This is a genomic window from Bradyrhizobium sp. 521_C7_N1_3 (assembly GCF_052075975.1).
Lineage (GTDB): Bacteria > Pseudomonadota > Alphaproteobacteria > Rhizobiales > Xanthobacteraceae > Bradyrhizobium > Bradyrhizobium japonicum.
Genome location: NZ_CP197232.1, coordinates 3,195,944 through 3,210,805, shown reverse-complemented (window position 1 = coordinate 3,210,805; position 14,862 = coordinate 3,195,944). Strand labels below are relative to the sequence as shown.

General features: G+C 64.6%; 16 protein-coding genes. 8 read left to right on the top strand and 8 right to left on the bottom strand.

Annotation, left to right across the window (positions count from 1 at the left end; genetic code table 11):
* Positions 1 to 170 precede the first annotated feature (170 nt).
* Positions 171 to 770 carry a histidine phosphatase family protein gene (locus tag AB7008_RS14905; RefSeq protein WP_041954445.1) on the bottom strand — a complete coding sequence of 200 codons (600 nt, stop codon included), beginning with the start codon at positions 768 to 770 and terminating at the stop codon, positions 171 to 173.
* A gap of 14 nt (positions 771 to 784) precedes the next feature.
* On the bottom strand, positions 785 to 1,612 hold the full coding sequence (fabI, locus tag AB7008_RS14900) for an enoyl-ACP reductase FabI (RefSeq protein ID WP_028158072.1): 828 nt from the start codon (positions 1,610 to 1,612) through the stop codon (positions 785 to 787).
* A gap of 171 nt (positions 1,613 to 1,783) precedes the next feature.
* Here fabI and AB7008_RS14895 point away from each other — a divergent pair, with 171 nt between their 5' ends.
* Positions 1,784 to 2,272 (top strand): sigma-70 family RNA polymerase sigma factor, encoded by a 489-nt coding sequence (locus tag AB7008_RS14895; RefSeq protein WP_014497222.1) that lies wholly within the window; start codon positions 1,784 to 1,786, stop codon positions 2,270 to 2,272.
* Positions 2,273 to 2,378: 106 nt separating this feature from the next.
* On the top strand, positions 2,379 to 3,149 hold the full coding sequence (locus tag AB7008_RS14890) for an anti-sigma factor family protein (protein ID WP_014497223.1): 771 nt from the start codon (positions 2,379 to 2,381) through the stop codon (positions 3,147 to 3,149).
* 458 nt (positions 3,150 to 3,607) lie between these two features.
* Here AB7008_RS14890 and AB7008_RS14885 read toward each other — a convergent pair whose 3' ends face one another.
* Entirely contained in the window at positions 3,608 to 4,573 is a 966-nt protein-coding gene (locus AB7008_RS14885) for a DnaJ C-terminal domain-containing protein (RefSeq protein WP_014497224.1), read from the bottom strand.
* A 108-nt stretch (positions 4,574 to 4,681) separates the two neighbouring features.
* A complete protein-coding gene (locus AB7008_RS14880; RefSeq protein WP_028158074.1) occupies positions 4,682 to 5,089 on the bottom strand; it encodes an RT0821/Lpp0805 family surface protein in 408 nt (135 codons plus the stop codon).
* A 113-nt stretch (positions 5,090 to 5,202) separates the two neighbouring features.
* On the opposite strand from AB7008_RS14880, the gene pdxH reads away from it, so the two are divergent.
* Genes pdxH through AB7008_RS14865 form a run of 3 tightly spaced genes read left to right on the top strand, consistent with a single transcriptional unit; the run spans position 5,203 to position 7,410 of the window.
* Positions 5,203 to 5,844, top strand: a complete 642-nt coding sequence (gene pdxH, locus AB7008_RS14875; RefSeq protein WP_304493153.1) for a pyridoxamine 5'-phosphate oxidase — start codon at positions 5,203 to 5,205, stop codon at positions 5,842 to 5,844.
* A 25-nt stretch (positions 5,845 to 5,869) separates the two neighbouring features.
* The gene (locus tag AB7008_RS14870) at positions 5,870 to 6,622 is read left to right on the top strand and encodes an SDR family NAD(P)-dependent oxidoreductase (RefSeq protein ID WP_014497227.1); all 753 of its coding nucleotides are present in this window, start codon (positions 5,870 to 5,872) and stop codon (positions 6,620 to 6,622) included.
* Positions 6,623 to 6,639: 17 nt separating this feature from the next.
* The gene (locus AB7008_RS14865) at positions 6,640 to 7,410 is read left to right on the top strand and encodes a class I SAM-dependent methyltransferase (RefSeq protein ID WP_304493152.1); all 771 of its coding nucleotides are present in this window, start codon (positions 6,640 to 6,642) and stop codon (positions 7,408 to 7,410) included.
* A gap of 85 nt (positions 7,411 to 7,495) precedes the next feature.
* Here AB7008_RS14865 and AB7008_RS14860 read toward each other — a convergent pair whose 3' ends face one another.
* A complete protein-coding gene (locus AB7008_RS14860; RefSeq protein WP_028148212.1) occupies positions 7,496 to 7,714 on the bottom strand; it encodes a hypothetical protein in 219 nt (72 codons plus the stop codon).
* Between the two features lie 186 nt (positions 7,715 to 7,900).
* Positions 7,901 to 8,878 carry a magnesium transporter CorA family protein gene (locus AB7008_RS14855; protein WP_014497229.1) on the bottom strand — a complete coding sequence of 326 codons (978 nt, stop codon included), beginning with the start codon at positions 8,876 to 8,878 and terminating at the stop codon, positions 7,901 to 7,903.
* Positions 8,879 to 9,215: 337 nt separating this feature from the next.
* Here AB7008_RS14855 and AB7008_RS14850 point away from each other — a divergent pair, with 337 nt between their 5' ends.
* Positions 9,216 to 9,902, top strand: coding sequence for a L,D-transpeptidase (locus tag AB7008_RS14850; protein WP_014497230.1), 687 nt, complete (start codon positions 9,216 to 9,218; stop codon positions 9,900 to 9,902).
* Between the two features lie 36 nt (positions 9,903 to 9,938).
* Here AB7008_RS14850 and AB7008_RS14845 read toward each other — a convergent pair whose 3' ends face one another.
* Positions 9,939 to 10,991, bottom strand: a complete 1,053-nt coding sequence (locus AB7008_RS14845; protein ID WP_441258961.1) for an extensin family protein — start codon at positions 10,989 to 10,991, stop codon at positions 9,939 to 9,941.
* A gap of 64 nt (positions 10,992 to 11,055) precedes the next feature.
* On the opposite strand from AB7008_RS14845, the gene AB7008_RS14840 reads away from it, so the two are divergent.
* Both AB7008_RS14840 and AB7008_RS14835 read left to right on the top strand, forming a co-directional pair.
* Positions 11,056 to 12,684, top strand: coding sequence for a fatty-acid--CoA ligase (locus tag AB7008_RS14840; RefSeq protein ID WP_441258960.1), 1,629 nt, complete (start codon positions 11,056 to 11,058; stop codon positions 12,682 to 12,684).
* 244 nt (positions 12,685 to 12,928) lie between these two features.
* On the top strand, positions 12,929 to 13,783 hold the full coding sequence (locus tag AB7008_RS14835) for a DUF1499 domain-containing protein (protein ID WP_028158078.1): 855 nt from the start codon (positions 12,929 to 12,931) through the stop codon (positions 13,781 to 13,783).
* A 53-nt stretch (positions 13,784 to 13,836) separates the two neighbouring features.
* Here the strand turns inward: AB7008_RS14835 and AB7008_RS14830 are convergent, their stop codons facing one another.
* The gene (locus tag AB7008_RS14830) at positions 13,837 to 14,760 is read right to left on the bottom strand and encodes an MBL fold metallo-hydrolase (protein ID WP_441258959.1); all 924 of its coding nucleotides are present in this window, start codon (positions 14,758 to 14,760) and stop codon (positions 13,837 to 13,839) included.
* Between the last annotated feature and the right edge of the window lie 102 nt (positions 14,761 to 14,862).

Sequence of the window (14,862 nt, the reverse complement as noted above, 5' to 3'; positions counted from 1 at the left end):
TGTCGCCTGTGCTTACTTTTTACATAAACGTTGTATGTCAACGTCGTAGCCCCGAGGGCCGCGGCATTCAACCCTGTTCCCGTCATTCCGGGGCGATGCGCAGCATCGAACCCGGAATCTCGAGATTCCGGGTTCGCCCTTCGGGCGCCCCGGAATGACGGTGGGTGGGCTTAACTAAACTTCTCAAGCCGCCCGTCGCGGAAGACGTAGACGGCGCCCTGCTCGATATAGAGCTCGGCAGCGCTGGCGGGTGTCTCCAGGCCGAGCGAAACCATCAGGGCCCGGCAAGTCCCGCCATGGGCAACCGCAACGGTGTCGGTCCGGAGCTCATCGTACCAGGCCCGCACGCGGACCTGCACATCGGCGTAGGTCTCCCCGTCCGCGGGGCCGACCGTCCATTTGTCGGCGAGGCGCCGGGCGTAGACGTCCGGATCGGCCGCCTCGCTCTCGGCCAGCGTCAGCCCTTCCCAGCTGCCGTAGCCGATCTCGCGCAGGCGATCGTCGAGCGCGTAGTCGGCCGGCGGCAGCTCGAGCTTGCCGCGCGCGAGTTCCATGGTCTGGCGTGCACGCCCGAGCGGGCTCGACACGTAGGGTAACGTCGCCTTGTCCTTGCCGTCGCGCTTGAAGAGATCCGCCAGCACGCCGCCGGCCTGCACGGCCTGACCGCGTCCACGCGCGTTCAGCGGAACGTCCTTGGTGCCCTGAAGCCTCCCGAGCGCATTCCACTCGGTCTCACCGTGGCGAAGATAATAGATCGTGGGCACCGGCATTCCAGATTTATAAGCTAGTCCTTGCCGCCGAACGAGATGTCCGGCGCGTCCGGGCGCTTCATGCCGAGCACGTGATAGCCCGAATCGACGTGATGCACCTCGCCGGTGACGCCGCGCGACAGGTCGGAGAGGAAATACAGCGCGCTGCCGCCGACGTCGTCGATCGAGACGTTGCGCCGCATCGGCGCGTTGTTCTCGTTCCACTTCAGGATATAGCGGAAGTCGCCGATGCCGGATGCCGCGAGCGTCTTGATCGGGCCGGCCGAGATCGCGTTGACGCGGATGTTCTTCTCGCCGAGATCGGCCGCGAGATAGCGCACGCTGGCCTCCAGCGCTGCCTTCGCCACGCCCATCACGTTGTAGTGCGGCATCCACTTCTCGGCGCCGTAATAGCTGAGCGTGATGAGCGAGCCGCCATCGGTCATCAGCTTCTCGGCGCGCTGCGCCACGGCCGTGAACGAGTAGCAGGAGATCAGCATCGACTTGGAGAAATTCTCCGGCGTGGTGTCGACGTAGCGGCCGTCGAGCTGCTCGCCGTAGGCGATCGCATGCACCAGGAAGTCGATCTTGCCCCACTTCTCCTTCAGCACTGCGAAGGCGGCGTCGATGGTCGCGGCATCGGTGACGTCGCAATGGCCGAGCACGAGGCCGCCGATCTCGGCGGCGAGCGGCTCGACGCGCTTCTTGAGCGCATCGCCCTGATAGGTGAAGGCGAGCTCGGCGCCGGCTGCGTGGCATGCCTTGGCGATGCCCCAGGCGATCGAGCGGTTGTTGGCAAGGCCGAGGATCACCCCGCGCTTGCCCTGCATCAGTCCCTGCATCAGACCTGAATCCTGCGACATTTTTGAGCGTCCCGTCGAGCTCTCGTTGAGGTCTGGAGGTACACCAGCCCTCCTTCCCGGTACAGTCCTAATACGCGGCGTTAACGCTGTTTCGAGCGCCGGAATAGCCGTTCCGTTCGGGTGTTATGATGATTGAGGCGCTCGCGCCGGACACCAGGACGTCAAGACGGCATGAGTGCGTTTCGCCAGAGTGTGGAAGCCATGATCCCGGCGTTGCGCCGCTACGCCCGCGCGCTCACGCGCGATGCGGATGCGGCCGACGACCTGGTGCAGGATACGCTGGTGCGGGCGCTGCGTTCGGAGCGCCTGTTCCTCGGAGGCGATGTCAGGAGCTGGCTCTATACGATCCTGACCAACCTCAACAAGAACCGGCGGCGCTCGCTGGCAAGACGCCCGCAATTCACGCAGCTGACGGAGAACAATCCGGATGCCAGCGGGACCGAAGCCGAAGGGCGCGACATCGAGAAGGCGCTGGCGACGCTGGTCGAGGAGCAGCGCTCGGTGCTTCTGCTGGTGATGCTGGAGGGCATGAGCTACCGCGAGGTCGCCGACATCCAGGGCGTGCCGATCGGCACCGTGATGTCACGCCTGGCGCGGGCGAGAGCCCACGTCAAAGCCTCGCTGGAAGGTGAGCGGCCGGCGCTCAAGCGGGTGAAGTGATGGCAGTGTTGATGCATCGCGCAGGTCGCTTCGCCTGCATGGAGCGGGAAGCAGCGCAGTTGAACTGCGAAAGACATTTTGGGCCGCAGAGCCAGAGACGATCGATATGAACGACCATAATATTCCCATTACCGAAGACGAGCTGCACGCCTATGTCGACGGCGAGCTGCCGGCCGAGCGCCGCGCCGATGTCGAGGCCTGGCTTGCCGCGCACCCTGACGATGCTGGGCGCGTGCAGTCCTGGCGCGCCATGGCCGAGATGCTGCACGCGCGTTACGACTCTGTCGTCCAGGAGCCGGTGCCGGCCCGGCTGGAGCTCGAGCGGCTGGAGCGCCGTCCCCGGCAATGGCTCTATGGCGCCGCGGCGGCTGTGCTGGTCGCCTTCGTGGCGGGCGGCACCGCCGGCTGGGTGGCGCATGGCGCCGCCAACGCCCCCTCGACCTTCCAGAGCTTTACGGCGGACGCGCTCGACGCCCACCGGCTCTATGTCGTCGAGGTTCGCCACCCCGTCGAGGTCGGCGGCAACGAGCGCGACCATCTCCAGGCCTGGCTGACCAGGCGCTGCGGCTGGACCGTGTTCGCGCCGAACCTGGAGGCGAGCGGGCTGAAGCTCGTCGGCGGCCGGCTCTTGCCGGGGCCGAACGGTCCGGCGTCGTTCCTGATGTATGAGGGCGCCTCGGGCGAGCGGTACACGATCTACACCGCCAAGACCGAGACCGGCGCGACTCAGATGCGCTACGCCAAAGCCGACAAGGACGGCGCGCTGTTCTGGGCCGAGCGCGGCGTCGGCTACGTCGTCAGCGGCGGCAGCGATCGCGATCGCCTGACCAAGGTCGCGCAGGCGGTCTACGACCAGGCCGAGAAAAACGGTACCTGAGCAACCGCTTGAAGGCGGTGCCTCGATTCCGACATTGAAAATTTGGAATCAAGACATGGGTGCGTCTCATTATCGCACCGGATGCTCACGAGAAAATGAGTAGCGTTCGATCCGCCGATCGACGCGGGCGGCCTCGATTGGGGTTTTTGGTACCGCGCTGGTCCCCCTCTCGAGGCCGCACCTATTTGTCGACTGCCCCGCCGGACAGCCGACACGTCGAACCACATAGGCCGAGAGGCGCTATCACGCCTCAGGTGTATGACGAGCATCATCCGCCGAGAGATGCTCTGGTCGTTTGGGAGAACCCCCTTTAGTTGCGATCTCGCCCTAAAGCGCGATGACTCGCGCTTCAGCAGTTTTCTCTGCAGCGGTTTTCTCTGCGGATGATCTTTCGGAGAATCGCTGAACGCCCAATGAACGCCTCGCGCTCACGCGGCCCCCCGGGTCCGGATCATGCCTTAGCCAAGCCCGCTACGTGGATTGTAGGGGTGTTGGTCCCGCCACTTCTCCATCAATGCCTCAAGCTCGGCGTCGTTCCCGTCCGGTAGCATAATCCTGATCGTGACGAAGAGATCCCCGGTTCCGCCAGTTTTTGGCAATCCCTTGCCCTTGAGGCGGAAGGTCCGGCCGCTGGAGGTGTTTTTCGGGACCGACAGTTCCACGGCATTGCCGAGGGTCGGCACGCGGACCTTGCCGCCGAGCACCGCCTCGTAGAGCGTGACCGGCAGGTCGATCCTGAGGTCGGCACCCTCGATCTTGAAGAAGGGGTGCGGCGCGATGCTGATCGTGATCAGGAGATCGCCCGGCGGATGGCCTTGAGCGCTCTCGCCCTGCCCCCGCAACCGGATCTGCTGGCCCTCGGTGACGCCGGCCGGAATCTTGACGTTGAGCTCCTTGCCCGTCGGCAGCCGGACGCGCTTCTCGCCGCCCTTGACCGATTCTTCCAGCGAGACGGACATCGCGACATTGACGTCGAGATCGAGGCCGATCCCGCCGGTGTCGAATTCGAACTGCCCGGCGCCGCCAGCCCCGGGCCGCGCACCACGCGTCCCGCCGCCGAACATGCTGTTGAGGATGTCCTCGAACGCGCCGCCGCCCTGACCGGGGCCCGCGCCGCCACTGCGGAACGTATAGCTTTCGAACCCGCCGGGACCCGCACGGCCGCGCGGCCCGCCGCCGCCCGGAAAACCCTGAAAGCGCGGCTTGCCGTCGGCATCGATCTCGCCGCGGTCGAACTGCTTGCGCTTGTCCTCGTCGCCGATGATCTCGTTCGCCGAATTGATCTCGGAGAAGCGCTCGGCGGCCTTGGGGTCATCCTTGTTGCTGTCGGGATGGTGCTTCTTGGCAAGCTTGCGATAGGCGCTCTTGATCGCGGCAGCGTTGGCGCTCCGCGGCACCCCCAAGACCTCATAGGGGTCGCGCATCCGTCACGTCTCCTTCAAGAAATCGAATTGTTCAAAGGGCTCCCCGCCCCATCTGCTGGTCATGTGGGAGGCGAGTGGCATTTTTGCAACTAGCCGCAGAGCCGATTCCTAGCTCCGCCACGGCTTTAGCGTATGAATCTCCCAACGGCCACGGCTGCTTTGGCAGCCGGCGCCCTGGAGCCAGCTTTCGGTGCTCCCGTTGACGTAGCTCGCCAGGAAGTCCCGGCACTTCCGGCCGTCCTCGGCGGCGTAGGACTGCGCGATCGGCGTCACCGAGCCGCGCGCTCCGGTTTCCGGATTCTCCCAGTGCTGGCTGGAATCCTTGTCGCCCTTGCTCAGGACGTCGGAGGCGGCGTTACGGGCGAAGGCAAGATCGGTGTCAGTCGGCGGGGCGTCCTTTGCCGGCCGTGCGATCGAGCCGGTCAGGTCGCTGTCGTCGGCCTTGGCGTAGGCGCTGGTGTCGTTGCGGGAAAAGCTGCAGCCGCCGGAGCCGAGCCCAATCAGAATCATTGTCATGACAAAGCCGGACGGCCGGATCGCCGATAGGCCAACGCGTCCCCATGCCCTATATAGGGCGGTAGCGGACAACAACGCGTTTTGGGCCGCGGGACGCAATTCGGACTCCAGACATGACCGACACGACCTCGATGAAACACCAGACACCCTTAACATCCGGTGATTTCACCGCCGCCGACGAGCCATTTGCGTTGTTCGAGGCCTGGCTGAACGAGGCGATCAAGAGCGAGCCGAACGATCCGAACGCCATGGCGCTCGCAACCGTCGATCGCGACGGGCTGCCAGACGTGCGCATGGTGCTGATGAAGGGCTTCGACACCGACGGTTTCGTCTTCTACAGCCACATCGCGAGCCAGAAGGGCCGCGAACTCGCCGCAAATCCTAAGGCGGCGTTACTTTTTCACTGGAAGTCACTGCGCCGTCAGGTCCGAATCCGCGGCAACGTGACGCCGGTGACCGACGCCGAGGCCGACGCTTACTTCGCCACCCGCCCCAAGCAGGCGCAGATCGGCGCCTGGGCGAGCAAGCAGTCCGAGGCGCTGGAAAGCCGCTTCGCCTTCGAACAAGCCATCGCCAAAGTCGCGGCCAAGCACATCATCGGCGAGGTGCCGCGGCCGCCGGGCTGGAGCGGCTGGCGCATCACGCCCTCGCGTATCGAGTTCTGGCACGACCGCCCGTTCCGCCTGCACGACCGTATCGAATTTCGCCGTGACGCGGCCGGCCAGCCATGGTCCAAGACGCGGATGTATCCCTGAGCTTAGGCCGACCTGAAAGATGTCCATGCCGCATTCGTCCAATGCGCCCCGCCGCACGCTGCTCCTGACCGGAGCGAGCCGCGGCATCGGCCACGCCACCGTGATCCGCTTCTCGTCGGCGGGCTGGCGCGTCATCACCTGCTCGCGGCATCCCTTCCCCGAGGACTGTCCGTGGGACGCCGGGCCCGAGGATCACATCCAGGTCGACCTCGGCAACCCCCAGGACACCGCGCGCGCGATCACCGAAATCCGCAACCGGCTCGAAGGCGGCATGCTGCATGCACTCGTCAACAACGCCGCGATCTCGCCGAAGGGTCCGGGCGGCTCGCGGCTTGGCTCGGTCGACACCGACCTCGACACCTGGACGCACGTCTTCCACGTCAATTTCTTCGCGCCGATCATGATCGCGCGGGGATTGATCGAGGAGTTGAAGGCGGCCAGGGGCTCGGTCGTGAACGTCACCTCGATCGCGGGCTCGCGCGTGCACCCCTTTGCGGGCGCCGCCTATGCCACATCGAAAGCCGCGCTTGCATCCCTGACGCGCGAAATGGCCTCCGATTTCGGCCGCGTCGGCGTCCGCGTCAACGCGATCGCACCGGGCGAGATCGACACCTCGATCCTGTCGCCGGGCACCGAGAAGATCGTCGACCAGCAGATCCCGATGCACCGGCTCGGCACGCCCGACGAGGTCGCCAAGATCATCTACGTGCTGTGCACGGACACCAGTTCCTACGTCAACGGCGCCGAGATCCACATCAACGGCGGCCAGCACGTGTAAGGCCAGGCAGGCGAAGCATGGGCCGGTTCGCGAGCACAGCCTCACTCTACGAGCATTTGCGGCCGCCCTACCCGAGCGAATTCTTTCGCAGCGTCGCGCACACGCTTGGTCTCACCAAACAGAGCAGCCTGATAGACCTCGGCACCGGACCCGGACTCCTGGCGCTCGGGTTCGGTCCTTACGTCGGCCGCATTGTCGGCGTCGATCCCGAGCCCGAGATGATCGAGGCGGCGCGACGCGCCGCAGCGGGCGCAGGGCGGGATATCACGCTGATCGAAGGCAAGGCCGAAACGCTTGCTCCCGATATCGGCAGCTTCGATGTCGTGACGATCGGGCGCGCCCTGCATTGGATGGATCGCGACCTGACGCTTGCTCTGCTCGACCGGCTGGTCGCGCACGACGGCGCAATTGCCATCTGCGCCTCGTTCTCGGCCACCGACGGCCGCAACCCGTGGCTTGACGGTTACAATGAAGCGCGCCGCCGATGGTCACCAGCCAAGCTGTGGGAGGAGGCCGGTCGGGGCACGCGGACTCACCGCGACCTCCCGGCATTCTTTCGCGGCAGTTCGTTTCAGCCCGCTGAACTCGTCTCAATCGAGACCAGCCATCTGGTCGGCCTGCACGACCTGGCGGAACGCACGCTCACCTACTCGTCGTCATCGCCGGAAGCGCTTGGCGAAAATGCCGACGCGATGCTGCGCGATGTCGGGCAGCATCTCGCTCCCTTCAGTCGCGACGGTGCCATCGCCGAGACCGTCGTCTCGACGGCCCAGATCGTGAAGCGCTAGATGATTTTCCCGCTCGAAGGGCGGGAAGCAAGGCGATCCAGACAACGCCGCCGCAGGACCTGGATCGCCTTTACCCTTCCGTTCCTCAATCGACTCGAATCCGACGCGACCGATCGCGCAGCCGCGGAGCGGCCGTGCTGAACGCAGTCGAGCAGTCGTCGTCGTTCTCACCGTCGAGCAGCGGAGCACCACAGTGCCGGCACATGCGTGCCGACATCGACGACGCCTTGCCGCTCGCCAGGACCTGACGATAATTCGCCAGATCGATGACGTTGCGGGGCGACGTTATGTGTTTTTCAACCATGGCTGTTCCTCGCGGCTAACACGCTGCTTATCGCAGACAAGTTTCGCGCAAACGTTCAGCCCACTGCTCAAATTTTACCGGAGGAATTGGGGCGGCGGGCACACATCACCGCGTGGCCTCAATCCCGCTCTATTCTGCGACACCAACCACCGTGTCTCGTTGAACGGCGTAAGGTCTCGGTAGGTATCAAAGCCACTTCTTCCACTTGAAGAGCCAGTACGGGACGATCGCGGCGGCGAGCATCATCACCAGCGCCATCGGATAGCCGTGGACCCATTCGAGTTCCGGCATCGCCTTGAAATTCATGCCGTAGATCGAGGCGATCAGCGTCGGCGGCATCAGGACAACGGCCATGACCGAAAACAGCTTGATGATGTTGTTCTGCTCGAGATTGACGACGCCGAGCATGGCATCGAGTACGAAGGTGATCTTGCTGGAGAGATAGGAGGCGTGGTCGGTCAGCGAGGCGACGTCGCGCTGCATGGTCTTGAGCTGCTCGCGCATGTCCTTCGACCATTTCACACCCTCCACCACCGCGGAGAGGAAGGTGACGACGCGCCCGATCGACACCAGGCTTTCGCGAACCTTCGAGGTCAGATCGCCCTTGCGGCCGATCGAGATCAGGATCTGGGAATATTGCTTGGCGTGGCCGTGGCGCTCGCTCTCGGGCTCGAAGATGTCGTGCGAGACCTGGTCGATCTCCGCGCCGCAGCGCTCAAGGATGTCGGCGCAGCGGTCGATCACGGCGTCCAGCAGTTCCATCAGCACCATCTCGCCGGTGATCGCGGGCGCACAGAACCGGGCCAGCTTGGCCTCGACCAGCGCAAACGGCTTGGGCTGGTCGTAGCGCACCGTCACCAGGCGATGGTCGCCGAGAATGAAGGTCACGGCCGTGGTCCGGGGCATGTCGGTGTCGGACTGGCACATCAGCGTCGCCGTCATGTAGCGCGCGCTGTTCTCGATATAGAGGCGGCTGGAGATCTCGATCTCCTGCATGTCCTCCCGGGTCGGGATCGCAATGCCCGAGAGCCGCTCCACCGCCTTGTCCTCAGCCGCGGTCGGGTTGACCAGGTCGATCCACACGGCGTGCTCGGGAACTGCCGCGAGGTCCTCGACGACCGCTTTCTTGAGGGAGGAGTCGGAGGGAACGAACACAGAAAACATGCACAACTCCAGCAGGGGCCTGCGACAGACTGACAGCCCTTAGCGCGATTCTGACAAGTTCATGATGACAAGCACATTAACGGGGCGTTTGCATTTGTGGCGACGCCGAGGCCCAACCGTGACACGGAATCGACAGTTCGGCGTTCTTTGCCCAAAAACCAGCACAGGAGCGCAAAACTTGCGGCAAAAAAGCCACAGCTTGGCTCTTGCAGCGCGGGAAAAGGTCCGAAACGCTGGAATTGTGGCAGATTTCAACGATAATAGGGCCCAACGGAGTCGTGGTTTGGGCGTGTCTCAAGCCCCGCGAAAGCTTGTTGTTGTCGATTGGAACCGAAACATGTCGTCGCTGAAAGTTATGCTGGGTATTTTGGCCGCTGGCCTGATGCTGTCGGGCTGCATGCAGGCCACACATTTTGAAGCGACCGACACCAAGGCCTTCAAGCCGAAGGACAAGGAACTCCTCGCCAAGGTCCGGTATGAGAACACCCCGGTCGCCGAGCCGTTCCGCCGCGCCATCGTCGATTACCATCGCAAGGAATCGCCGGGCTCGATCGTGGTCGATTCCGACAACCATTACCTCTACTGGGTGATGGATGGCGGTAAGGCGATCCGCTACGGCATCACCGTCGGCGAAGAAGCCATGGCCTGGTCGGGCATTGCCAAGGTTGGCAGCATGACCGAGTGGCCGGCCTGGCATCCGACCCCGGGCGAGATTTCGCGACTGGGCGTGCCGACCTATGTTGCACCGGGTCCGGACAATCCGATGGGCTCCCGCGCGATGTATCTCTACTCCGGCGGCAAGGACACGCTGTTCCGCATTCACGGCACCAACCAGCCGGAATACATCGGCGCCTCGATCTCGTCGGGCTGCATCCGCTTGACCAACGAGGATGCCATCGACCTCTATAACCGTGTCAAGGTTGGCACCATTGTCGTGGTGCTTGAGCCCAAGCACGGCGACTCGCCCTACAATTCGCGCCTCGCGCTCGGCGGCAGCCAGACGGGCCAGGCGGGCAGCTACTGATCGCCTCCTGCTCTCGGACATTCAAAAGCGCCGGTTTTACCGGCGCTTTTTTGTTGCCGGCTTGTGCGGCTCGGCTTTGGTGCCATTGGCGGCCGACTTGTCCGCGGGCGCAGGGGACTTCTGCACCGCCTCGTCATCAGCTCCATCCTTGGCTTCATCCTTGGCCTCAGGCCTGGCCGCGACTTCGCGCGGCGGCGCCTCCTCGGGCCGTCCCGCCGGCAGCAACGGGGCGACCTGCGGCAGGGGATCCCAGACGTTCCACTGACAAATCCGGTAGTCATTGCGCCGCTGCGCCAGGTCGAGATGGATGTGGTCCTCGTGATACCAGTCCGAGCCCGGACCGAGCACGGTGGAAAAGCGCGCGCAGACCGAATGCAGCACGCGCTCGCGCACATCGCGCGGCATGCTGCGGTCGGTCAGGCCGATCGACTGCCCGTTGGCGAGCTTGATGGCGCGGACGTCGAGCGCGTTGGCCTTGCCGTGCTCGGACAGCATCGCGCCGGCGATGCGGTTACGGCCTCTGCATTCGAAGCTGTCGAAATTGTCGAGGTCGCTGATGGTCGAGCCGAGGCTCGCCGCCAGCGGCACCATGTCCTTGCGCACCCAATCGGCGATCGCGGAGGCCATGGTGCAGCGGAGGATGGCCGCCGGCTTGACCGCCACCTTGCGCTTGTCCGGCAGCACAATCGCCTCCAGCCGTACCAGATCCTCGCCGCCGCAGGCGCCGGGGCCGCGGATATCGGGAATGGACGGCGCGATGGCGATCTGCTCGGTCAAGGCGAGCCGGCAGGCCGAGAGCTGCTTCTCGGGAGAAGGCTTACCTTCCGCCTCCGGCGCGGCCTCGTCCGTTGCTTGGGGGGCCTCCTCCGGGCGGGGTTTTGGTAGCGGTATCCTGACGGAGTGCACCTTCGCACGTGGCCGTAGTGTCCCGAGGCCAAAGATATCCAGCGGCGCAGCATATTTTCGCGCTTCTGCCCGCTCCGCCAGCACAAGCGACAGCCCGAGCGCAGCGGTAACCATTGCCGCGCCTGCGGACATATAGCCGCGACAAGACCATTTGCGGCGAAAGTCCGGCAGGCTAAAACTCATGACAATTCTTTGGCCCAGCGCTGAGAGCTATAAAAAGTCCAGCCCACCTCGGAGGAATGTCTGAATGCTTGGTTTGATGCAAGATTGGCCCCTGCTCTGCCACCGGATCATCGAACACGCCGCCAAGATTCATGGCAAGCAGGAGGTCGTTACGCGATCGGTCGAGGGACCGATCCATCGCACCACCTACGGCGAAATCCACAAGCGGGCGCTCAAGGTCTCGCAGGTGCTGGAGCGAGACGGCATCAAGCTCGGCGACCGCGTCGCAACGATCGCCTGGAACACCTGGCGCCATCTCGAGGTCTGGTACGGCATCATGGGGATCGGCGCCATCTGCCATACCGTCAATCCCCGCCTTTTCCCCGAGCAGATCGCCTGGATCATCAACCATGCGCAGGATCGCATCGTGATGACCGATCGCACCTTCGTTCCGGTCCTGGAGAAGATCGCCGACAAGCTGCCAAGCGTGGAACGCTACGTCGTGCTCACCGACAAGGCGCATCTGCCTGAGACCACGCTGAAGAACGTGGTCGCCTACGAAGACTGGATCGCGGAGGCCGACGGCAAATTCGAATGGAAGGACTTTGACGAGAACACGGCCGCCGCGATGTGCTACACATCCGGCACCACGGGCGATCCGAAGGGTGTTCTGTATTCGCATCGCTCCAACGTGCTGCACGCGCTGATGGCTAACAATGTCGATGCGCTCGGCACCAGCGCGTCCGAGACAATGCTGCCGGTGGTGCCGCTGTTCCATGCCAATAGCTGGGGCATCGCCTTCTCGGCCCCGTCGCAAGGCACCAAGCTGGTCATGCCCGGCGCCAAGCTCGACGGCGCCTCCGTCTACGAGCTGCTCTCGGCCGAGAAGGTGACGCACACGGCGGGCGTGCCCACGGTGTGGCTGATGCTGCTGCAGCACATGGCCGCCAACAATCTGAAGCTGCCGGACTTGAAGATGGTGATCTGCGGCGGCTCGGCGATGCCGCGCTCGATGATCAAGGCCTTCCTCGACATGGGCTCGAACGTGCGCCACGCCTGGGGCATGACCGAGATGAGCCCGATCGGCAGCGTCGCGGCGCTGAAGCCACCGTTCCAGAATGCGACCGGCGAGGCGCGGCTCGACGTGCTGCAGATGCAGGGCTATGCGCCCTTCGCGGTGGAGATGAAGATCACCGACGATGCCGGCAAGGAGCTGCCCTGGGACGGCAAGACCTTCGGCCGTCTCAAGGTCTCCGGCCCCGCCGTTGCCAAGGCCTATTACCGCGTCGACAGCAACATCCTCGACGAGGAAGGCTTCTTCGACACCGGCGACGTCGCGACCATCGACGAGGCCGGCTACATGCGGATCACCGACCGCTCCAAGGACGTGATCAAGTCCGGCGGAGAGTGGATCTCCTCGATCGACCTCGAAAACCTCGCGGTCGGCCATCCGGCCGTGGCGGAGGCCGCCGTCATCGGCATCTATCATCCCAAATGGGACGAGCGTCCGCTGCTGATCGTGCAGCTCAAGCAGGGCCAGCAGGCCAGCCGCGAGGACATCCTGAAGTTCATGGACGGCAAGATCGCCAAATGGTGGATGCCCGACGACGTCGCCTTCGTCGACGGCATTCCGCACACCGCGACCGGAAAGATCCTGAAGACCGCACTACGCGACCAGTTCAAGGATTACCGTTTCCCGAACGCGGCGGCGTAAGGCGGTGCCCCCTCCCCTGGTGGCGCGGGGCGCTTAGTGCACTGAAGCTTCCACAACGTCATGGCCGGGCTTGTCCCGGCCATCCACGCCTTGCCCCGCGGCACGGAGAACGTGGATGCCCGGGCATGACGGTGTGGGCGCATGCGGAACCCTTGAATTTGCCCCCGGGCCGTGGTCTCAACGGCCCATCGTCGCGCCAAAATCGGCCGATACCGCCCCCAACACCCCGGCAGAGCTTCACCCAATGGCCCGCAGGTTTTCCGCTCCCTATCAATCGGAGCCCGTGTCCAGCCTCGCGAGCTGGGCGCGTAATCTGGCCGTGTTCGCGGTGGTGGCGGTGGTGGTCTCGATCATCATCGTCCGCTTCGACTTCCTGGAGATGAAACCGGCGCTGATGACGTTCTTCGGCGGGCTCGCGATCGCCGGCCTCTCGATCCTCTTTGGGCTCGCGGGCTTTGCCGCGATCTGGCAGAACGGCTCGCGCGGCATGGGGCGCATCCTGCTCGCCTTCCTCATCAATGGCGCGATCCTCGCTTATCCCGCTTATCTCGCCCTGCAATACCGCAAGCTGCCGCCGATCTACGACATCACCACCAACCCGATCGACCCGCCGCGCTTCGACGCGCTCGCGCACCTGCGCACCGGCGATGGCACCAACACCGCGGTCTATGCCGGCCTCTATTCGGCCGAGCAGCAGCGCCAATTCTACCCGGACATCGAGCCGATCGAGCTGGAGATCCCGGTCGATCGGGCCTATGCGATCGCGCGCCAGCTCGTCATCAAGCGCAAATGGCTCGTCATCGACGAGCGTGAGCCGCAGCCGCCGCGCCGCATCGGCCGCATCGAGGCGGTGGCGCGGACGCCGATCATGGGGTTCCGCGAGGACATCTCGATCCGGGTCGTGCCCGACGGTGACGATTCCCGCGTCGATATCCGCTCGGCGTCGCGCTATTTCGACAGTGATCTCGGCAGCAACGCCGCGCGCATCAAAAAATTCATCGACGATCTCAACACCGCCGCCGACGCCGACGCGCTGAAACCGGTAAAGAAGACGCCGGTCGCGCCGCCGAAGGCACCGGCGAAGACGGTGAAGAAGTAGCCCCGCTGTCATTCCGGGGCGATGCGCAGCATCCAGCCCGGAATGACGAGAAGCTAGGCCCCCGCCATTCGATACGTTCCACCGATCACGGGATCGCCGTCCGTCGCCACCACGCCGCGCGCGACCAGATCTTCCAGATGCGCCAGAACGGAATAGCCGGCGGCCGTCGTCAGCCTGGGATCGATGCCGATATAGATCGCGCGCACCATGGTCGGGATATCGGCCTCGCCCTTGGCCAGGCGGTGCAGGATCGATGCTTCGCGCGCCTTGCGGTGGCGGATCAGGAAGCGCACGAAGCGCTGGCCGTCCGGGATCTCCGGGCCGTGGCCGGAGAAATACAGATCCTCCTCGCGCGCGGCGAGACGGTCGAGCGACTCCATGTAGTCGATCATCGAGCCGTCGGGCGGCGCCACGATCGAGGTCGACCAGCCCATCACGTGATCGCCGACGAAGTTGAATTTCCGTTCGGGCCAGGCGAAGGCGAGATGATTGGCGGTGTGGCCGGGCGTCGCCACGGCCTCCAGACGCCAGCCGGCACCCTCGACGACATCGCCATGGGCGATCCTGATATCGGGCGCGAAATCGCGGTCGGCGCCGGACTCCGGATTGTGCTTCTCGCTCTCGAAGCGCGGTCGCGAGGCACGGTGTGGGCCCTCGGCATAGACAGGAGCGCCGGTCGCCTGCTTGATCCGCGCGGTGTTCGGCGAATGGTCGCGATGGGTGTGGGTGACGAAGATATGGCTCACCGTCTCGCCCCTGACGGCATCGAGCAGCGCCGCCGCATGCGCCTCGTCGTCCGGACCGGGATCGATGATCGCGACGTTGCCTTGGCCTACGATGTAGCTGACCGTGCCGGTGAAGGTGAACGGGCTCGGATTGTTACAGAGCACGCGCCGCACGTCGGGACGGACTTCCTCGACGACACCGGCTTTGAGCGGAAAGTTGCGGTTGAACGGGATGTCGTCGTTGTCGGACATGGGACTTCCTGTGCACTGCAGCCCCAACCCTCGCCGTCATACCCCGCGAAAGCGGGGTATCCAGTACGCCGCGGCGCCTGAGGCGAAGGCGAGGTCTCTGGG